This window comes from Hyphomicrobium sp. (assembly GCF_003987855.1).
Classification (GTDB): domain Bacteria; phylum Pseudomonadota; class Alphaproteobacteria; order Rhizobiales; family Hyphomicrobiaceae; genus Hyphomicrobium_B.
In genome coordinates this window covers 164,124-184,019 of sequence record NZ_RXIZ01000004.1, presented here as the reverse complement: position 1 = coordinate 184,019, position 19,896 = coordinate 164,124, and the positions used below count along the sequence as shown (strand labels likewise).

General features: G+C 60.8%; 19 protein-coding genes. 8 read left to right on the top strand and 11 right to left on the bottom strand.

Going from position 1 to position 19,896, the window contains the following annotated elements; translation table 11 throughout:
• Positions 1-14: 14 nt before the first annotated feature.
• Both EKK30_RS03070 and EKK30_RS03065 read left to right on the top strand, forming a co-directional pair.
• Entirely contained in the window at positions 15-851 is an 837-nt protein-coding gene (locus tag EKK30_RS03070) for a HesA/MoeB/ThiF family protein (RefSeq protein WP_290980076.1), read from the top strand.
• A 74-nt stretch (positions 852-925) separates the two neighbouring features.
• Positions 926-2,149, top strand: coding sequence for a M50 family metallopeptidase (locus EKK30_RS03065; RefSeq protein ID WP_290980073.1), 1,224 nt, complete (start codon positions 926-928; stop codon positions 2,147-2,149).
• 20 nt (positions 2,150-2,169) lie between these two features.
• Here the strand turns inward: EKK30_RS03065 and EKK30_RS03060 are convergent, their stop codons facing one another.
• Positions 2,170-3,168 carry a D-glycerate dehydrogenase gene (locus EKK30_RS03060; protein WP_290980070.1) on the bottom strand — a complete coding sequence of 333 codons (999 nt, stop codon included), beginning with the start codon at positions 3,166-3,168 and terminating at the stop codon, positions 2,170-2,172.
• A 305-nt stretch (positions 3,169-3,473) separates the two neighbouring features.
• Here EKK30_RS03060 and EKK30_RS03055 point away from each other — a divergent pair, with 305 nt between their 5' ends.
• Complete coding sequence (locus EKK30_RS03055; protein ID WP_366927316.1) at positions 3,474-3,944, top strand: SH3 domain-containing protein; 471 nt, start codon at positions 3,474-3,476, stop codon at positions 3,942-3,944.
• A 20-nt stretch (positions 3,945-3,964) separates the two neighbouring features.
• On the opposite strand, the gene irrA is transcribed toward EKK30_RS03055, so the two are convergent.
• The gene (irrA, locus tag EKK30_RS03050) at positions 3,965-4,402 is read right to left on the bottom strand and encodes an iron response transcriptional regulator IrrA (protein WP_290980068.1); all 438 of its coding nucleotides are present in this window, start codon (positions 4,400-4,402) and stop codon (positions 3,965-3,967) included.
• A 269-nt stretch (positions 4,403-4,671) separates the two neighbouring features.
• Between irrA and fabA the strand changes: the two genes are divergently transcribed.
• The 5 genes from fabA to EKK30_RS03025 all read left to right on the top strand — a co-directional run bounded on the left by fabA (position 4,672) and on the right by EKK30_RS03025 (position 8,802).
• Positions 4,672-5,196 (top strand): 3-hydroxyacyl-[acyl-carrier-protein] dehydratase FabA, encoded by a 525-nt coding sequence (gene fabA / locus EKK30_RS03045; RefSeq protein ID WP_290980065.1) that lies wholly within the window; start codon positions 4,672-4,674, stop codon positions 5,194-5,196.
• A gap of 70 nt (positions 5,197-5,266) precedes the next feature.
• Complete coding sequence (fabB, locus tag EKK30_RS03040) at positions 5,267-6,499, top strand: beta-ketoacyl-ACP synthase I (RefSeq protein WP_290980062.1); 1,233 nt, start codon at positions 5,267-5,269, stop codon at positions 6,497-6,499.
• Between the two features lie 133 nt (positions 6,500-6,632).
• On the top strand, positions 6,633-7,508 hold the full coding sequence (locus EKK30_RS03035) for an SDR family oxidoreductase (protein ID WP_290980059.1): 876 nt from the start codon (positions 6,633-6,635) through the stop codon (positions 7,506-7,508).
• 50 nt (positions 7,509-7,558) lie between these two features.
• Positions 7,559-8,404 carry an aspartate/glutamate racemase family protein gene (locus tag EKK30_RS03030; protein ID WP_290980056.1) on the top strand — a complete coding sequence of 282 codons (846 nt, stop codon included), beginning with the start codon at positions 7,559-7,561 and terminating at the stop codon, positions 8,402-8,404.
• A 122-nt stretch (positions 8,405-8,526) separates the two neighbouring features.
• Positions 8,527-8,802, top strand: a complete 276-nt coding sequence (locus EKK30_RS03025; RefSeq protein WP_290980053.1) for a hypothetical protein — start codon at positions 8,527-8,529, stop codon at positions 8,800-8,802.
• A 110-nt stretch (positions 8,803-8,912) separates the two neighbouring features.
• Here EKK30_RS03025 and pnp read toward each other — a convergent pair whose 3' ends face one another.
• From pnp to trmB, 9 genes are all read right to left on the bottom strand, one after another.
• The gene (gene pnp, locus EKK30_RS03020; protein WP_290980050.1) at positions 8,913-11,126 is read right to left on the bottom strand and encodes a polyribonucleotide nucleotidyltransferase; all 2,214 of its coding nucleotides are present in this window, start codon (positions 11,124-11,126) and stop codon (positions 8,913-8,915) included.
• A gap of 175 nt (positions 11,127-11,301) precedes the next feature.
• Positions 11,302-11,583, bottom strand: a complete 282-nt coding sequence (gene rpsO, locus EKK30_RS03015; RefSeq protein WP_290980047.1) for a 30S ribosomal protein S15 — start codon at positions 11,581-11,583, stop codon at positions 11,302-11,304.
• Between the two features lie 195 nt (positions 11,584-11,778).
• Positions 11,779-12,702, bottom strand: coding sequence for a tRNA pseudouridine(55) synthase TruB (truB, locus tag EKK30_RS03010; RefSeq protein ID WP_290980044.1), 924 nt, complete (start codon positions 12,700-12,702; stop codon positions 11,779-11,781).
• 5 nt (positions 12,703-12,707) lie between these two features.
• Positions 12,708-13,109, bottom strand: coding sequence for a 30S ribosome-binding factor RbfA (gene rbfA / locus EKK30_RS03005; RefSeq protein ID WP_290980041.1), 402 nt, complete (start codon positions 13,107-13,109; stop codon positions 12,708-12,710).
• A gap of 146 nt (positions 13,110-13,255) precedes the next feature.
• Positions 13,256-16,078 (bottom strand): translation initiation factor IF-2, encoded by a 2,823-nt coding sequence (gene infB / locus EKK30_RS03000; protein WP_290980038.1) that lies wholly within the window; start codon positions 16,076-16,078, stop codon positions 13,256-13,258.
• 10 nt (positions 16,079-16,088) lie between these two features.
• Positions 16,089-16,787: an RNA-binding protein gene (locus EKK30_RS02995; protein WP_290980035.1), complete on the bottom strand. Its 699-nt coding sequence runs from the start codon at positions 16,785-16,787 to the stop codon at positions 16,089-16,091.
• A gap of 33 nt (positions 16,788-16,820) precedes the next feature.
• Positions 16,821-18,455 carry a transcription termination factor NusA gene (nusA, locus tag EKK30_RS02990; RefSeq protein ID WP_290980032.1) on the bottom strand — a complete coding sequence of 545 codons (1,635 nt, stop codon included), beginning with the start codon at positions 18,453-18,455 and terminating at the stop codon, positions 16,821-16,823.
• A gap of 4 nt (positions 18,456-18,459) precedes the next feature.
• Positions 18,460-19,098, bottom strand: a complete 639-nt coding sequence (rimP, locus tag EKK30_RS02985) for a ribosome maturation factor RimP (RefSeq protein WP_290980029.1) — start codon at positions 19,096-19,098, stop codon at positions 18,460-18,462.
• A gap of 124 nt (positions 19,099-19,222) precedes the next feature.
• Positions 19,223-19,810 (bottom strand): tRNA (guanosine(46)-N7)-methyltransferase TrmB, encoded by a 588-nt coding sequence (gene trmB / locus EKK30_RS02980; RefSeq protein ID WP_290980026.1) that lies wholly within the window; start codon positions 19,808-19,810, stop codon positions 19,223-19,225.
• Positions 19,811-19,896: the final 86 nt, after the last annotated feature.

Sequence of the window (19,896 nt, the reverse complement as noted above, 5' to 3'; positions counted from 1 at the left end):
TCTTCGAGGACTAGATGGCGTCACTCACGGCGGAAGAGGTGCAGCGGTACAAGCGCCATCTCGTCTTGCGTGACGTCGGCGCGCCGGGCCAGCAAAAGCTGAAGGCCGCGCGCGTATTGGTCATCGGCGCCGGCGGGCTTGGCTCGCCGGTCATCACGTATCTGGCGGCGGCAGGTGTCGGCACGATAGGCGTCGTCGATGATGACCGGGTCTCGATCGACAATTTACAGCGTCAGATCCTGCATCGGACCGAAGATGCTGACCGGCTTAAAGCCGAAAGCGCCCAGGACGGCGTTCGTCGCATCAATCCTTTGGTCGAAGTCGAAGTCCATGCGGAGCGCATCAATGCGTCGAACGCGCTCGCGCTCATTTCGCGTTACGACGTTGTTGCTGACGGCTCAGACAATTTCGCGACCCGATATCTCGTCGCCGATGCTTGTTACTTCGCGAAGCGACCTCTGGTTTATGCAACGCTTGGCTCTTTCGACGGGTACATTTCAACGTTCAAGCCGCACGAACGAGACCCGGAAGGAAATCCGTATCCCACGCTTCGATGTATTTTCCCTGAGCCACCGCCAGCTGGACTTGTCGCCAACTGCGAAGAAGTCGGCGTTCTCGGACCGGTCGCCGGCGTCGTCGGAACGCTGCAGGCAACCGAGGTGATCAAGGAAATCTTGGGCCTGGGCGAGAGCCTGGCGGGACGGCTTCTGATCTACGATGCACTGGCGGCGCGTTTTGAAAACGTGAGCATTTCGTGGGACCCGGACAATCCGCTTTCGGGACGCAAACCGACCATCCTCGACCTTTCGGCACATGGTTCCATCGCCGGTCCCGCTTGCGCGGCTGAATAACCTGTCACACGGGTGACCCAAAAACCGGCGCCCTTGCGCCATATGCGAATACGTCAATCGCAAGGTCGCCGGGAATGCCGACAATTCTACAAAATATCTTCTTCCTGATAACTGAGTTGCTGCGTGTGCCGGTCGACCTCGCGACGGGTATCACACGGCGTAGCTATCAAATTTCGCGTGCGGTCGATGCGCCCAAGTCGGTCATTTGGGCGGTCGTTTCGGCGAACAAGATCAAGCTCGAAGGGCCGCCGCCGATGGAACTCGACACGGATCCGGATCCGGAGCGGCCGGGTGTTTTCACCGGCACCTGCATCTACGGTGGCCGGCACCTCCGATTTGCCTACCAGGTGATTGCGGAAACGCCGGGCGAGGCATTGACGCTCCGGCTCCTGCCTGAAGAATGCGATCCGATCTATCATTTCGGTAGCGAATACATCGGCGCGGTTGCGGTTTCTGGGGACGATCAGAGATCGATCATCACCGAGAGCTGCGAGCTCACCCACACCAAATTTTCAACGCGTCTCCTGATGCCGCTCACCTTGCTGCGCAGCCTCTATAGCCTCAAGCGTACGGCGGAAACACGGGCGGGGCGGGGTCGCGACTGGAGCGATCAGGTCCGCAACGCCTTTCTGACAGGAGCGCTGACGTTCGCGAGTTTTGCGGCGATCTTCGACGTCTCGATCGCGGTCATGCTGCTCATCGTCGTGCTGCTGCACGAACTTGGACATGTGATCGCCATGCGCTTGGTAGGCATTCCTGTGCGAGGGATCTACTTCATCCCGTTCTTCGGAGGCGTGGCCGTCGGCCAGAATTTCGGCAGCAGCGAAGCTGTGCGTGGCTTCGTGGCGCTGATGGGGCCAGCAGCCAGCATGCTCACGACGGCCCTGTTCGTCTGGCTATCGGTACAGCAGCAGGATCAGTTCATGTCGGATCTCGCGCTGATGAGCGCGGCGGTGAACGGCCTCAATCTGCTTCCGATCCTGCCGCTCGATGGTGGACGCGTTCTGCAGGCTTTGACCGCGCGTTTGCCCGTCCGCCTGACGCGCGCCATTCATGGAGCCATGCTGCTCTTTGGACTGGTCCTCGCGGCTGTGTTTCGTGATGTCCTTTTGATGATCATCATCCTCGCGATCGCTCCGGGCGTTCTGTTCGCGAAGGTGAACGCCCAGCAGATGCCGACGCCGCTGACAGGGAGCCAAACATTTTGGCTTGCGAGCGGTTATGTCGCGACGTTCGTCTTCTATCTCGCGATCGTCATTCAACTCTGGAACGAGGCATTCGCAGCAGGCGCTGTCTGATCCTGCCGCGGATATATCTCCTAGAGCATCGCGGGGTGAACGCGATCGGGCGGGGCGTGGCCGTCGGCGAAGGCCTTGATGTTGATGATGACCTTTTCACCCATGTCCACGCGACCTTCGATGGTGGCGGAACTCATGTGAGGCAAGGCGACGACGCGTTCGGAGGCAAGGAGCCGCGGATTCACTGCGGGTTCGTGTTCGAAGACGTCGAGCCCGGCGCCGGCGATGGAGCCTGACTCGAGAAGTCGAACCAACTCGTTCTCGTCGACGACTTCGCCACGGGCGGTGTTCACCAGGTAAGCTGACGGTTTCAAAAGCTTCAGCCGACGCGCGGACAGCAAGTGGAACGTTGCCGGCGTGTGGGGGCAATTGACCGAAACGATATCCATGCGCGTCAGCATCTGATCGAGGCTTTCCCAGAAGGTGGCCTCGAGTTCTTCTTCGACCTCTTCGAGGACGCGGCGGCGGTTGTGATAATGGATCTGCAAGCCGAATGCTTTTGCGCGCCGCGCGACCGCTTGGCCGATGCGACCCATGCCCACGATTCCCAACCGCTTACCGTAGATGCGGTGACCCAGCATCCAAGTCGGCGACCAGCCGGACCATTTGTTTTCGGGGTCGCGCATGTAGGCAGCACCCTCTGCGAGGCGCCGCGGCACCGCGAGGATCAGCGCCATCGTCATGTCGGCGGTGTCTTCGGTGAGAACGCCGGGTGTATTCGTCACCAGGATGCCTCGGTTGCGGGCGGTGTCGAGATCGACGTTGTCGACTCCGGTGCCGAAGTTCGCAATGAGGCGCAGGTTGGGGCCCGCCTGAGTCAATACAGCGCGGTCGATGCGATCGGTGACGGTCGGAACCAGGACGTCGGCGATCTTAATGGCCTCGACGAGCTGTGCCTGGCTCATCGGTTTGTCATCGACGTTAAGGCGCGTATCGAAAAGCTCGCACATCCGCGTCTCGACGACGTCGGGAAGTTTGCGGGTGACAACGACAATGGGTTTCTTCTGGGACGTCGGCATTCGCTTCCCGTTGCTTGAAATACGCGGCGCGCGTGGCTCTTGAATTCGGCCGCTTGAGAAAGTGCGGCCCCGTGTCTATCAGATGGCCTTTGCTAAGACAAAGTCCTGAAATGAAATAGCTGTCGCCCGAACCTTGGGCGACATTTTGCGGGCGTTGCCTGCCGGGCGGGGGTTACCAGCATTCCAAGATGGCTGATTTGAGCGCCACCAGCATTGAACGCGGCCTGTTTGGACGGGTTTCAATTCGCCTTGCCGCATCTTGTTTTCTAGCCGCCGTACTCGGGTTGACAATCATCGAGCCGGGGATGGCCGATGACGCGCCAGCGGTAACCGGCAGCGGCTTACCCGTGCCACGCTTCGTCAGCTTGAAATCCGACCGGGTGAACCTCAGGAATGGCCCTGGCACGGATTATCCGACCGGCTGGGTCTATCGGCGGGCCGGGCTGCCGGTAGAGGTCATCAAGGAATTCGAGACGTGGCGGCAAGTTCGCGACGCCGAGGGCGCCACGGGCTGGGTCCTGCAATCGCTGCTGTCAGGGCGCCGGACGGGGCTCGTATTGCCCTGGGAGCGGAAGTCAGGTTCTCCGCCGCCCCTCGTTCCGATCATGGCCGGCGATAGCGAACGCTCGGGCGTCGTGGCGAAGGTGGAAGCTGGCGTCATCGCCGATCTGCATTCATGCGACGGACGCTGGTGTCGCGTGACGGTCGATCAGTACAGCGGTTTCGTCGAGCAGAAGAAGCTCTGGGGTGTGTACGAGGGTGAGACGTTCAAGTAGCGCGAAGTGAGGGCGCCGCGTCAGATCTTCGCAAGTCGAACGACGACGTCCACGTGCGTGATCTTCATGCCTGCGGGCGGCTCCGGCAAACCCTCGACTGAGATGCAATCGCTCGGGATGTCCATCAGCACGCCGTTCGGCTCGAGCAGGAAGTGATTGTGGTTGGACGTGTTGGTGTCGAAGTAGGCCTTCGAGCCTTCGATCGCCAATTCGCGCACCAAGCCTGCCCGTTTGAACTGGTGCAGCGTGTTGTAAACTGTTGCAAGCGAGACATGCTCTCCGCAGCCGGCAACTTCGGCGTGAAGCTGCTCCGCGGTGACGTGGCGGTCGCCGCCCTCAAACAGCAAGCGGCCAAGCGTCATGCGTTGACGCGTCGGGCGCAGACCAGCTTTCCGCAAAAGGTCGGAAGTGCTCGTCGTGGCTTCTGAACCGGTAGCTAGCGGAGATTTCTCGGACATTTCCGTTTGCAGAACAGTGTTGGGATCCCCACGTTGGGCGGACGATATCTGGTCCGATTCAACGCGCGCTCGATTGAAGTATAGTCACTTGCACGAAAACCCGCAACTTAGGGCAAAATCGGACTTTGACGGCGCGAAATGGCCTGTTACACGCACGGGTTTGCCACGCTAGGCGCGGGCTTAGCCGTGTGTTAGGACCCGCGGAACTTGGACGGCCGGAGCCAATCGTGCACGAACACCACACTATCGGCCATGAGACGAGGGGATACATGGCGGAACGCCGTTCTAGCTACGAATTCGATGATCTGCTGGCCTGCGGCCGCGGCGAATTGTTCGGTCCGGGGAATGCGCAATTACCTCTGCCGCCAATGTTGATGGTGGACCGCATCTCGTCCATCTCGGATACCGGCGGCGCGCACGGCAAGGGTCAGATCGTGGCCGAGCTTAAGGTCGCGGGGAATGAGCGCCTCGATTGGGTGTTTGCCTGCCATTTCAAAGGCGACCCGGTCATGCCCGGATGCCTCGGGCTTGATGCGCTGTGGCAGTTGACCGGCTTTTTTCTGGGCTGGCTCGGACTTACGGGCCAGGGGCGCGCTTCGGGCGTCGGCGAAGTCAAGTTCACGCGCGAAGTGACGCCGGATGTCAGGCATCTCGAATACGTCATAGATATCAAGCGAGTGATCGCTCGCAAACTCAAGCTCGCCGAGGCGGACGGAACTCTGAAAGCCGACGGCGAAGTGATATACACAGCCAAGGACTTAAGGGTCCTACTCAAGTCGAGCGAAGGCACTTAAGCCTTTTTTCTTCGAAAAGGCCCGGCTTGTCAGGCGAGCGGCGGCAGGAACCGCAGGAGTGAAGGAGCGCATGCGGCGCGTAGTTGTGACTGGAATGGGTGTGGTGTCCTCGATCGGGAACAGCACCCAGGAAGTTCTGGCTTCATTAAGGGAAGCAAAGTCCGGCATTTCTCGCGCCGAGAAATACGCCGAGCTTGGATTCAAGTGCCAAGTTCATGGCGCACCTCAGCTCGAATGGGAGAGCATGGTGCCGCGCAAGCCCAAGCGCTTCATGGGCGCAGGTGTCGGCTGGAACTGGATCGCGATGGACCAGGCGATCCGCGATGCAGGGCTTGAACCCTCGGACGTGGTCAATGAGCGCACCGGCATCATCGTCGGCTCTGGAGGCCCCTCGACGCGCGCCATCGTCGATGCGGCGGAAACGACGATCCGATCGGGGAGCCCCAAGAAAGTCGGGCCCTTCGAAGTACCAAAGGCCATGTGCTCAGGTCCATCCGCGGCGCTCGCCACAGCTTTCCAAATCAAGGGCGTTAACTATTCCATCGCGTCGGCATGCGCGACGAGTTCCCACTGCATCGGCAATGCCGCCGAAATGATCCAGTGGGGCAAGCAGGACGTCATGTTCGCGGGCGGTTGCGAAGAGCTCGACTGGACGCTTTCCGACCTATTCGACGCCATGGGCGCGATGTCGACGCACTTCAACGAAACTCCGGAACGGGCGAGCCGGCCCTTCGACAAGAGCCGCGATGGGTTTGTCATCGCGGGCGGCGCGGGCGTCGTCGTGCTGGAAGAACTCGAACGCGCGAAGGCACGAGGCGCGAAGATCTATGGCGAACTGACCGGTTACGCTGCGACGTCCGACGGCTTTGATATGGTCGCTCCCTCGGGCGAAGGCGCCGAGCGTTGCATGCGGCTGGCGCTCAAGGGCTTCAACGGAAAGGGATTGCCGCCGGTCGATTATATCAATCCGCACGGTACCGGGACGCCCGTCGGCGACGTCAAGGAAATCGAAGCCATCCGTTCGGTCTTCGGGAGCAAAATCCCCGCGATTTCCGCCACAAAATCGTTAACGGGGCACTCGCTGGGCGCTATTGGCGTTCAGGAGGCGATCTTCTCGCTTCTCATGATGAACAACGGCTTTATTGCCGAAAGCGCCAACATCGAGGAGCTTGACCCTGCATTCGCCGATGTGCCAATCGCTCGCAGTCGCATCGACAACGCTAAGCTTAACTGTGTGATGTCGAACAGCTTCGGATTCGGCGGCACCAATGCCACTCTCATATTCTGCCGGCATGATGCCTGATTAACTGAAGCTTTCCTGGTCGCCGCTAGGACTGCGCAGCGGCGAACGGTTGAGAGTGATGAGAGTATACAAGCGCGGTGCAGGTTGGTTTGATGTACGCGGGCGTACCTTTGGTGACAAAACGAGGCTTCCTATGACCGACTTCGATATCGCTAAGCCTGGTCCGATCATGGCTGGCAAGCGGGGCCTTGTGATGGGCGTTGCGAACGATCGTTCGATCGCGTGGGGCATCTCGCGTGTTCTTCACGGCCAGGGCGCTGAACTGGCGTTCACCTATCAGGGCGGCGCGTTCGGCCGCCGTGCCGTTCCCTTGGCGGAATCGATCGGCTCGAAAATCATCGAAGAATGCAACGTGCTTGATCTCGCAAGTGTGGACCGCGTTTTCGAGCGCATCAAATCGGAATGGGGTGGGCTCGATTTCGTTGTGCACGCTCTCGCCTACTCGGATCCCAAGGAGCTGGCTGGCCGCTACGCCGACACGACGCGCGAAAACTTCATCAACTCGATGGTGATCTCGTGCTTCTCGTTTACGGAAATCGCGAAGCGGGCCTCGGCACTGATGCCGAACGGTGGATCGCTCATCACGCTGTCTTATGGTGGCGCGACGCGCTGGGTGCCGTCTTACAACGTCATGGGCGTGGCGAAGGCTGCGCTCGAGGCGTCGGTTCGGTACCTCGCTGCAGACCTTGGTCCTCAGGGTGTCCGCATCAACGCGCTCTCTGCTGGTCCCATGCGCACGCTGTCGGGGGCGGGTGTGTCGGATGCGCGAGTCATCTTTAACTTCCAGCGCGATCACTCGCCGCTGCAGCGCACGCCAACGCTCGATGAAGTCGCGGGCTCGGCGCTTTATCTGCTTTCGCCGTTGTCGGGCGCTGTTACTGGCGAAGTCCACTTCGTCGACTGCGGTTATAATACCGTGTCGATGCCCTCGCTCCAGAGCCTCAAGGAGCAGGACACCGAAGGTAAGCCGAAGGCGCCGAGCGCGTCTCCGTCGGCTGCTGCGGAGTGACACGGCTTAGGCGTTGACGATCTCAATTCGAAGCCGCAAACACTCCGGCCATGATCGGAGTGTTTGATTCAGGGCTGGGCGGACTGACGGTACTTCGCGCACTCGTCGCGCGTTTCCAGACCGTCGACTTCGTTTATATCGCCGATCACGCGCACGTCCCTTACGGTAATAAGCCGTCCGAAGAGGTGATCGACTACACGCGAGATTGCGTGGAGGAACTTTTCTCACGCGGAGCGAAGCTTGCGCTTCTGGGCTGCAACACCGCGACTGCGGTGGCGCTGCGGAGGCTTCAGCAGGATTGGCTTCCGCAGAGCAGATGGGCAGGCGCACACAATGTGCTCGGCATCGTCGCTCCGACGGTCGAGGGCGCGACTCAGACACCTTGGGCGGTGACGTCACCGCAATATCCTCAAAAGTACAATACCGACACGATAGCGGTCTTCGGCACGACACGGACCATCGCGTCGGGCGTCTATCCTGAAGAAATCCGCAAGCGCTGCCCCAAGGTCACGGTCGTGCAGCAGATCTGTTCCGAACTTGCGGGCGCGATCGAGAACAAGCGGCCTGAAGGTGAGCTCGACGTGCTCGTTCGAGAGGGCGTCGAGTCGATGCTAGCAAACACCGGCAACATGCCGCCGCACCGCGCTATTCTCGGATGCACGCACTTTCCGCTGGTCGAACATCTGTTCCGGAAATATTTGCCGCCATTCACGCGGATACTTTCCCAGCCCGAAGTGGTCGCAGACAGCTTCGAAGATTATCTCGCGCGGCGAGCGAACTATCTGAACGCTGGTGAGCACGGCAAGCTCACGTTGCTGACAACAGGCGATCACCGCGATGTCAGCGAAAAAGCGCGTGTTTTCTGGCCGGACGTGCCGTCGTTCGAGAGTGCCTGAAGCGTAGCTGCAACGCTGCAAGGCTTTCGTTTGGATTTTCGCATCCTTCCATTGTCTCAGAAGAGAGGTCGCTGCTAGCGTCAATCGCGATACGTGCCGGCGGGCAAAGGGGAGAAAACCAGATGATCAAGAAACTGACATTTGCGGCGGCGACATTGGCAGCGGGGATGCTGCTGGCCGGGTCGGCTGGCATGGCGACCACGGCGGGATCGCTCGGCGCGCTCAAGGACGTCGGCGCTGCGCAGTCGAGCGTTGAAAAGACACATGGATGGCATCGGACATGCCGTCGTGGCCTCAATGGCTATCATCGGCACGTTCCGGGCGTTGGCCGCGTTCAATGCACCGCGCGCAAGTGCTGGACAAACAGCTGGGGCATTCGCCGCTGCCGCTGGTTCTGATTCTCATTCATGGCGTGACCGGGTACCTCGGTCACGCATGTGAATGCGGGCAAAAAAGCCGCCGGACTGCGGGTTCCGGCGGCTTTTTCGTTTTTGAATGTTAGGACGGATCAGCCTCGTTCGCGACGCGGCCCGCGATCGCGCCCGCGGTCGCCGCCACGTCCGCCTTCACGCCGCGGCGGACGGCTCTCGAAAACTTCTTCCGGCTCGCCTTCAGCGCGCGGAATTTCCTGACCGGTCGTCTGATCGACAATCTTCATCGACAGGCGGGTCTTGCCGCGATCGTCGAAGCCCAGAAGCTTGACGTAGACTTCCTGGCCTTCCTTCACGACTTCGCCAACGGTTTCAGGCCGGCCTTGCGACAGTTGCGAGATATGAACCAAGCCGTCCTTGGAGCCGAAGAAGTTCACGAAGGCGCCGAACTCCATGATCTTGACGACCTTGCCTTTGTAGATATGGCCGATCTCGGGTTCCGAGGTTATCCCGCGGATGCGCCCCAGAGCCTTCTCGATCGACTCGCGGTTGGCCGAGGCGATCTTCACGGTGCCGTCGTCCTCGATGTCGATCTTGGCGCCGGATTCGGCGACGATCTCGCGAATGACGGAGCCGCCCGAACCGATCACCTCGCGGATCTTGTCGACCGGGATCTTGATCGTTTCGATGCGCGGGGCAAACTCGCCGAGCTCGCTGCGAGCGCCGGTGAGGGCCTTCGACATTTCGCCGAGAATGTGAATACGGCCTTCGTGCGCCTGCTCGAGAGCAACGCGCATGATCTCCTCGGTGATGCCCGTGATCTTGATGTCCATCTGCAACGAGGTGACGCCCTTCTCGGTGCCTGCCACCTTGAAGTCCATGTCGCCCAGATGGTCTTCGTCGCCGAGAATGTCGGACAGAACAACGAAGTCGTCGCCTTCCTTGATCAAGCCCATCGCGATGCCAGCGACCGGAGACTTCAACGGAACGCCGGCATCCATCAGAGCCAGCGAAGAGCCGCAGACCGTCGCCATCGAAGAGGAGCCGTTCGACTCGGTGATTTCCGAGACGACGCGGAGCGTATAGGGGAACTCTTCCTGCGAGGGCAGCATCGGGTGGATAGCGCGCCAAGCGAGCTTGCCATGGCCGATTTCGCGGCGGCCGGGCGAGCCCATGCGGCCGACTTCGCCGACCGAGTAGGGCGGGAAATTATAGTGCAGCAGGAAGCGCTCTTTCTTGGTGCCTTCGAGGCTGTCTACGAACTGCTCATCCTCGCCTGTACCCAACGTGGCGACGACAAGCGCCTGGGTTTCTCCGCGCGTGAACAGCGCCGAACCGTGCGTCCGCGGCAGGACGTGCACTTCCGAGAGGATCGGACGAACCGTCTTCAAGTCGCGGCCATCGATACGCCGCTTCGTCTTGAGGACGTCGCCGCGCATGATGTCCATCTCGAGTGATTTGAATGCGTCTGTCAGAAGAACCTTCTCATCCGGCGTATCCTCTGCGAGCTGGACACCTTCGGTGATGGCCTTCTTCGCGGCGCTGACGAGATCCTGGCGCTTGCCTTTCTCTTTCGTCGAAAAGGCTTCTTTCAGGGTCTTTTCCGCGACCTTTTTGACATCGGCAGCGTACTTCGCCTTATCGGCGATCTTGATGTCCCAAGGCTCTTTTGCTGCCGTTTCGGCGAGCTTGATGATCGCCTGAATGACGGGCTGCATGTGCTTGTGGCCGAACATAACGGCCTCGAGCATTTGCGATTCGGGTAGCTCCTTGGCTTCCGATTCGACCATCATCACCGCGTCGGTGGTGCCGGCGACAACGAGATCCAACGACGTCTCCGCCATCTCGTCGACCATCGGATTGAGCACGAACTCGCCGCCGATGAGACCAACGCGAGCCGCGCCGATGGGTCCAAGGAAGGGCAGTCCCGAAAGGGTCAGCGCTGCGGACGCTGCGACCATGCCCAGGATGTCAGGATCGTTTTCAAGGTCGTGCGAGAGAACGGTTACTACGACCTGCGTTTCGTTCTTGAAGCCTTCGACGAACAGGGGGCGGATCGGGCGGTCGATGAGACGCGATACCAGCGTTTCCTTCTCGCTGGGACGGCCTTCGCGCTTGAAATACCCGCCGGGGATCTTGCCGGCAGCGTAGGTGCGTTCCTGGTAATTCACGGTAAGGGGGAAGAAGTCGATGCCGGGTTTCGCCGAGCGGGCGCCGACGACGGTCGCAAGCACCGTTGTGTCGCCGTACTGCGCCAAGACGGCAGCGTCGGCCTGGCGTGCATAGCGGCCCGTTTCGAGCTTCAGCTTGCGGCCACCCCAGTCAATTTCGACGCGATGGATGTCAAACATGTTGGATCTTTCGTTTTCGCTTTTTCTTTTCGGTCGGTCAGCTCAAGCGGCCTCGTGCCGAGTGAGCACACTTGGCGCCGGCGCCACGGCGGCGCCGACGTTGTTCGTCTTGATCAGATGAGAGTGACTGGCCATTGAGGGCCGTCCTGTCTTGAGCGCGGATCTCAGCGCGCGACTAGCGGCGGATGCCGTTCTTCTCGATGATCTTCTGGTAGCGGCCGTTGTCCTTCGCCTTGACGTAGTCAAGGAGCTGACGACGCTGGCTGACCATCTTCAGAAGACCACGACGAGAGTGATTGTCTTTCTTGTGGGTCTTGAAGTGTTCGGTCAGTTCGTTGATGCGGTGGGTCAACACGGCGATCTGGACTTCCGGCGAGCCGGTGTCGTTGGATTTGGTCGCGTTGTCCTTGATAACAGCGGTCTTTGCCTCACGACGGTGAGGTGCAATCTGCGACATCGAATGCTCCTTTCGAATTGGAGTTTGAGATAGCGCGGCCGCAGCCGGGATGTCGTCCAGCGGGGTCGCAAATGAAAGCCGCGCGGGAACGAGCCCGCGCGGGTGCGCTACTTATACACGAACCCGCTGCAAAGGCGAGGCAGATTTCGAGCGTATATTATCGTTTAAATTCATATAGTTGGTTGGCTGCTCCAGCTATGGGCCGAGATTGAAGACGCGGGTGGGGTGCAGAGCCCCCTTCGCCAGTTCTCCGAGGGCGATCAGACGGCCCTTCGAAGTCGCATAGGCAGGGCCGGTCAGGATCGGGGCGTCGCGCCCGCGAATGAGGACCGTTTGTCCGCGAGCAAGCGTTGCGGCGTCGCTCTGCGAAACGAGCAGTTCCGGTAGATCCGCGAGGGCGGCTTCGACCGGGAGCAGCAACTTGGCAATCGCTTCCGGGTCGTCGGACTGCGCAGCCGCAAGCAGCGCATCCATGCTGATGGCGCGGGCTTCATCGAATGGTCCCACTTCAGTGCGGCGAAGGGCGATGACATGGCCATAGCAGCCGATCAGGCGGCCGAGGTCGCGTGCGATCGCGCGGACATACGTTCCCTTGCCGCATCGCGCCTCGAAGACGCTCGTTGCCTCATCGGGCATATCGACGAGCTTCAGGCTTTCGATCACGACGGGTCGCGGCTCGAGAACGACCGTCTCGCCATCGCGGGCGAGATCGTAGGCGCGGGCGCCGTCGATTTTGATCGCCGAATAGGCGGGAGGAACCTGCATGATCTCGCCATGAAAGCGCGGCAGAAGCGCTTCGATCTCGGCGCGGGCAGGACGCTTGTCGCTCGATTTGCTGACGGCGCCTTCCGTATCATCCGTTTCGGTTTCAGCGCCCCAACGAACCGTGAAGCGATAGGCTTTCTCACCCTCGACCGCGAACGAAACCGTTTTCGTGGCTTCGCCGAGGGCGATCGGCAGGATGCCCGTTGCGAGAGGATCAAGCGTGCCGGAGTGGCCGGCTTTTTGCGCGTTGAATGCACGCCGCACCGCGCCTACGGCTTGCGTAGACGTCATGTTGATCGGCTTGTCGAGAATAAGCCAGCCGTGAACGGCGTTGCCTTTTTTGCGTCGTGCCATGTCTCTTATTTCTTCTGCGTATCCTGACGAACCCGGTCACTGTCGAGCAGCCGGTCGATGCGGGTTGCCTCTTCGAACGTTTCATCCTCGCGAAAACGAAGATCGGGTGCGTAGCGCAAGTTCAGAGTGTGAGCGACTTCAGCGCGGAGGTATTTCCGGTTCCGCGTGAGCGCTTCAATGACCGGTTTAACGTCGCTGCCGCCGAGCGGCATGACGTAGACAGTTGCCAATTTCAGGTCCGGTGAAAGACGCACCTCTGGAATGGTGATCACGTGCGATGCAAGCACATCATCGTGCACATCGCCACGCGATAGCATCTCGGAGAGCTTGTGCCGAATGAGTTCACCGACGCGCAACATGCGTTGCGACGGGCCCTTGACGCCCGAATGGGCTGGTTTCTTTGCCATTTCTCTTCCGCCGCGGGATGGGACCGCGCGCGGCCTCTTTCATGCGATTGATTACTGCGGGTGGGGCCGGCTCAGCCGACGGAGGAACTCCCACCGCAACGAAATCCCTGCGCGGCGAGAGTCGCGCAGGGCCATGTGCAAATGGATTAGAGCGAACGAGCGATCGTCTCAACCTGGAAGCATTCGATCTGGTCGTTCTCTCGGATGTCCTGATAGTTCGCAAAGGACATACCGCATTCCTGACCGGCGACAACTTCCTTCACGTCATCCTTGAAGCGCTTGAGGATCGAAAGCGTGCCTTCGTGGATCACGACGTTGTCGCGGAGCAGACGCACCTTGGCGCCGCGCTCGACCTTGCCTTCCGTGACGACGCAACCGGCGACCTTGCCGACCTTCGAAATGTTGAAGACCTGCTTGATCGATGCATAGCCGAGGAACACCTCGCGCTTGGTCGGCGCAAGAAGGCCGGACATCGCCGCTTTCACTTCATCCACGAGATCGTAGATGATGTTGTAATAGCGGATCTCGACTCCCTGCGCGTCCGCGGCCTGTTTGGCCTGGGCGTTGGCACGGACGTTGAACCCGATCACAACAGCTCTCGAAGCGGCTGCAAGAGCGATATCGGACTCGGTGATGCCGCCCACGCCCGAGTGAACGAGACGGGCTTCGACCTCATCGTTGCCGACCTTCTTCAAGGCGCCGGCGATTGCTTCAACAGAACCCTGCACGTCGCCTTTGACGACAAGCGGGAATTCCTTGCGGCCCGCATCCTTGAGCTGCTGCATCATCTGCTCGAGCGTGCTCTTCGTGCCGGCGGATCCCAGCGTCTCGCGACGCTTCCTGACGCGATAATCGGTCAGCTCGCGAGCGCGTGCTTCATTCTCGACGACGGCGAACTGATCACCGGCTTCCGGAGCTGAGTCAAAGCCCAAGACTTCGGCGGGAACTGATGGACCAGCCGATTGGATTTGGGCTCCGCGATCATCGAGCAGGGCGCGGACCCGACCCCAGGCCATGCCGGCCACGATGATATCGCCGACGTGCAGCGTGCCGCGTTGGACGAGCACAGTGCCCACCGGACCACGGCCCCGTTCCAGTTTGGCTTCGATGACGACGCCTTCAGCTGTGCGGACCGGATTGGCCTTGAGGTCGAGGATTTCGGCCTGCAGGTGGATCGCCTCGAGAAGTTTATCGAGGTTCGTGTGCTTCAAAGCCGAAACCGGAACCTCGAGCGTGTCACCGCCCATGCTTTCCACGACAATCTCGTGCGAGAGGAGTTCAGTGCGCACACGATTCGGTTCGGCTTGCGGCTTGTCGATCTTATTGATCGCAACGATGATCGGCACATTCGCCGACTTCGCGTGATTGATGGCTTCGACCGTTTGCGGCATGACGCCGTCGTCGGCCGCGACAACGAGCACGACAATGTCCGTCACCTTGGCGCCGCGCGCACGCATAGCCGTGAAGGCTTCGTGGCCTGGCGTGTCGATGAAGGTGATCTTGCTGCCGTCCTTCGCCGTCACCTGATAGGCGCCGATATGCTGCGTGATGCCACCGGCCTCACCTGAAACGACGTTCGCCTGACGTATGGCATCGAGCAACGATGTCTTGCCATGGTCGACGTGACCCATGATCGTGACGACCGGCGCACGCGATTCCAGCGCAGAATCGTCCGCATCCTTATCGCCGACGAAGCCGATTTCGACGTCCGATTCCGACACACGTTTCGAGGTGTGGCCAAATTCCTGGACGATCAGCTCGGCGGTGTCCGCATCGAGGACATCGGTGATCTTATGCATCGCGCCTTGCTGCATCAGGTACTTGATGAGATCGACGGCGCGCTCGGCCATACGGTTCGACAGTTCCTGAATCGTGATGGCCTCAGGAATAACGACCTCGCGCGCAATCTTCTCGCGCGGCTGCTGAATGCCCATGGCCTTCAGCTTTTCCTTCTCGCGCTTGCGCTTCAGCGAAGCAAGCGAGCGAACTTGGGCTTCACGATCGAAGTTGGTGATCGTCAGCTTCTGACGCTGGCGGCCGTCGTCGGGGGTCTTTACGGCCGGGCGCGGAACTTTGACGCCACCGGGACCACGCTTGCGGACGTCATCATCCTCGACCTGCTCACGTGCCACTGCGGGACGTACGGGCCGGCTCGGCTTTTCGATGGTCGTTGAGTCAGCGGGAGTTGGCGACGCTCCGCGACGGGCGGGAAGAGGAAGTTCGATTTCCCGGGGACGTCCAGCTTCGCGCGGCATGAAAGCCGTGTTGCCGGACGGGCGCGGGCCGCGTTGGAACGATGGCCGGCCACTGTCGCCGCGTGCGGGCGACCCATGGCCACTTTCGCGCCCACCTTCGCGGCCGCCGTCACGGCGACCTTCGCGTTGAGGCGCATGATCGCGATCGCGAGATACTGGCTGCGACTGTGGAGGCGCGGCAGCTGGCTGCGGAGCGACCGCCGGGGCTGCTGCTGATGCCGGCGCTTGGGCGGCGGGCGCTGCTTGTGCGGCTGGAGCCGGCGCGGCCTGTTCAACGCGGGATTTTTCCTCGGCGCGCGGTTGCGGCTCAGGCGGTCGTGCGATCGGCTCGAAACGCACAGGCTCAGGTTCTGGCGTGCGCGTCGTATCCTCAGCACGGGCAGCGGCGAGCGCGCGCTCGCGGGCGGCGCGCTCCTCGTTGGAGAGAACGCGACCGGCGGAGCGATCCGAGCTTGAGGATTGGTTCTGCGGCGGCGGCGGAATGCGAGAGGGCTGTGGTGTCTTCTCGACCGTTACCGGGGTTGCGGCGGCAGGTGGGGCGTCGCCTTCGTTCCCAAGTCTACGCGTCTTCTTCTTCTCGACGACGACGGACTTGGACCGTCCGTGGCTGAAATTCTGCCTCACGTGGCCAGACTCGACCGTACGCTGCAGCGATAGCGGCTTTCGCGCTCCGACCCGGATGGTCTTATCGGTCTGGTCGTTCGAATCCGTCATGCGTTATCCGTTAGCCTTCAGCTAGAAAATCAGAAATTCGTTCGCCGCCACCAGGGGCGGCTTCAATAGTGGAGTGCCGGTAGCGCGCAAGACGCTCCGCTTCCTCCAGAAACCGATCCGACAGTCCTCCGGGTGTGAGCGCAGCATGTACCACACTTCCGCGCCCAATGGCCAAGCTCATTTGCGCAATCGTCAGAACATCGACGATTGCGGCCGGTTGGCCCCGGTCGGCTTGAATTGCCTTGTATTTTCGATCAATTTTCGATCGCCCGTCGGCCGCTGCATCAGCGCCGTGGAGAACGACACGCACCGGTCCCTTTTCGAGAGCGGCGAAAACCTTTTCGAAACCAGCCACTGCAAGCCCAGCCTTGTTGGCCAGAGACAGGGCTCCAGTTGTCCGCTTAAGGATAAGGTTATCGACGCGTTCTGCAAGGTCTGCGGGCGCATCAGCCTTAGTCTTTAAGCTTTTTGAGAAGGCCTGCGTCCGAATGGCCTTTTCAACAAGCATTCTGCTGCAACCAACCCAAACGCCACGGCCAGGAAGCTTGCGCTCGAGATCCGGAACGACGATCCCGTCCGGCGACAGCACAAAGCGGATCAGATCGCGAGCGTCACCGCTTTCACGCGTGACCGCGCACATGCGCTCGGGTGCGGCATCGGATGTCGAATCCGTGCTCCCCAGCGATGCCTGATCTTGCCGCTTTGCCATCACGCGCGTCGGTCGCCTTTCCAAACATTTCCGTTAGCCTTCGGCGCCGACGCCATCGGCATCGGCTGCTTCAGGTTCACCCTCTGCAGGCTTTTCGAGATCTTCTGCCTTGATCCAGCCCGCCTGAACGCGGGCGGCCATAATCATGTTCTCGACGTCGGTGCGCGACAGCTCGAAACCGTCAAGGTAGCCCTTGTGACGGACGGCCTCGGAGTCCTTCTCCTTCTTGCGCTCGGTCCAGCCGACAAGCTCGTCGGTGGCGCAGTCGGCGAAGTCTTCGACGGTTTTGACACCGTTCTCACCGAGAGCGACCATCATCGCCGTCGTCATGCCGGGGATTTCGGCCATGTCGTCGGCCACGCCCAACTCACGACGCTTGGCGTCGCGCTCGGCTTCCTGCTGCTCCAGGAACTCCCGGGCGCGGCTCTGGATCTGCTCGGCGGTGTTCTCGTCGAAGCCTTCGATGTGGGCGATTTCAGCAAGATCGACGTAAGCGACTTCTTCGATCGTCGCGAAGCCTTCGGTAACGAGAAGCTGCGCAATGACTTCGTCGACGTCGAGCGAATCCATCAGCAGCTGAGTGCGCTCGGCGAATTCCTTCTGGCGGCGCTCGCTCTCTTCTTGTTCCGTGAGAATGTCGATGTCCCAGCCGGTCAGCTGTGACGCGAGGCGGACGTTCTGGCCGCGGCGGCCGATCGCCAGCGAGAGCTGGGCTTCCGGAACGACCACTTCAATGCGGTTTGAATCTTCGTCGAGAACGACCTTCGTGACCTCCGCAGGCGCGAGGGCGTTGACGATGAAGCTCGCGGCATCCGGGTTCCACTGGATGATATCGACCTTCTCGCCTTGCAGTTCGTTGACGACCGCCTGGACGCGCGCGCCCCGCATACCGACGCAGGCACCGACGGGGTCGATCGAAGAATCCTTAGAAATAACCGCGATCTTGGCGCGGCTGCCCGGATCGCGGGCGACCGACTTGATCTCGACGACGCCATCGTAGATTTCGGGCACTTCCGAGCGGAAGAGCATCGACATGAACTCGGGGCGGGCGCGCGTCAGGAAGATTTGCGGGCCGCGCTGCTCGCGGCGGACTTCGTAGATATAGGCGCGGATGCGATCGCCAAGGCGAACGTTCTCGCGCGGGATCATTTCATCGCGACGGATGATGCCTTCCGCGCGGCCCAGATCGACGATGACGTTACCGTACTCGACGCGCTTCACGGTGCCGTTGATGACGTCACCCATGCGGTCTTTATACTCGGAGAACTGGCGGTCGCGTTCGGCCTCGCGCACCTTCTGGACGATAACCTGCTTCGCATTCTGAGCGGCGACACGGCCAAACTCGAGAGGCGGCAACGTCTCGGCGATCATATCGCCGACGTTCGCATCCGGATTGCGCTTCTTGGCGTCTTCGACGTTGATTTGCGTTGCGTCGTTCTCGACCTCCTCGACAACAGCGAGCACGCGCGTCAGCTTGGCTTCGCCGGTCTTCGGATCGATTTCGCAGCGGATGTCATTTTCCGCTCCATAGCGCGACTTGGCGGCCTTCTGGATCGCGTCTTCCATCGCTTCGATCACGATCTTTTTGTCGATCGTCTTTTCGCGCGCGACGGCATCTGCGATTTGCAGAAGCTCGAGCCGGTTGGCACTGATGCCTGCCATGGCCATGGGGTCAATCCTCCAGATCGTCTTCGTCGAGTTCGGCGCCGTCGCCGGGCCGCGTGGAATGGCGCTCTTTGGCGCGTTGAAGTGCTTCGCGAATAAGCTCGTCGGTGAGAACGAGTTTGGCATCGGAAATCAGGTGAACGGGCAGACCCAGGTGCTGCACGCCATGCTCTCCGGTGTCGGCTTTGATGCGTACTTCGCCGTCTTCGAAGCCTTCAAGCACGCCTTTGAAACGCTTGCGGCCGTCAATCGGCTCTTTCAGTTCGATCTTTGCCTCGTGGCCTGCCCAATCTTCAAAATCGCTCGGGCGCACCAGGGGACGGTCGATGCCTGGCGACGAGACTTCGAGGCGGTAAGCCCCGGAAATCGGATCGGCAACGTCGAGAACAGGGGAGATCCCTTTGGAAATGATCTCGCAGTCATCGACTGTGATTGAGCCATCGGGACGTTCCGCCATCAGCTGCACGATGCGATCGCGACCGTCGCCTTGAATTTTCACGCGGACGAGGCGGAAGCCGAGATCGCCAAGCACGGGCTCGACGATGGCGGCTATGTCGGCCGCAACACCGGTCTCACGAATGAAGCGCGCGGTATCGGCGCTTTCGCTCGCGGACGAAGCCTGATCGCTGGCGATCGTTTCTTGCAATGGCGTTCCTATGCCTAAAGTCCGTTCGGAGCGGGCCTTTCGGTCCACCCAATCAAGTACGTCGTGTTATTGGAATAAGAGCTAAATAGGCGAGTTTCGCCTCTTACGCAAGGCTTAGCACCCGCTAGATGCGCAGAAATCGGAAATAATAGCGCGGCCGCCCCTCGCGGACGGCCTTGGCATCGTAGCGGGTCTCCGGCCAGTCCGCCGGCCGGATGCGCCAGTCTTCCGGGCTTGCTGCTGTCCATCTGAAGCGCGGCTCAAGCGCGAACGCCTCAAGCATCGTGCGGGCATAGTCGCCGCTGTCGGTCCCGATGCGCAGCTCGGCTCCCGGTCGCATTACACGGGCGAGCAGCGCAAGCAAGGTCGCATTAACCAGACGTCGTTTGCGATGTTTGCGTTTCGGCCACGGATCGGGGAACAGGATGAAGGTGCGGTCGATGCTGGCCGGCGCAATCGCACGAACGATTTCGCGCGCGTCACCCATGTGCAGGCGAATATTCTTCAATTCCTCGGTGGTCACCGCCGTCAGGACTTTGATGACTCCGTCTTCGAAGGGTTCGCAGCCGATAAGAGCGACGTCGGGATTTTGCCGGGCCTGCCATAATAAATGCTCCCCGCCACCAAAACCGATCTCAAGCCAGGTCTGTCTATAGCCTTGAGGCGGCGTTGCAGGATCGAAGGTGAGGCGAGGAAGATCCTCGACCAGCAACTGGGACTGCCGCGCGCTCGGCTTGCGGCCACGGCGGCGTCCGTAAGATCTCAGTTCGTGGTCCCGCTCAGACATCAAGCGTTTTC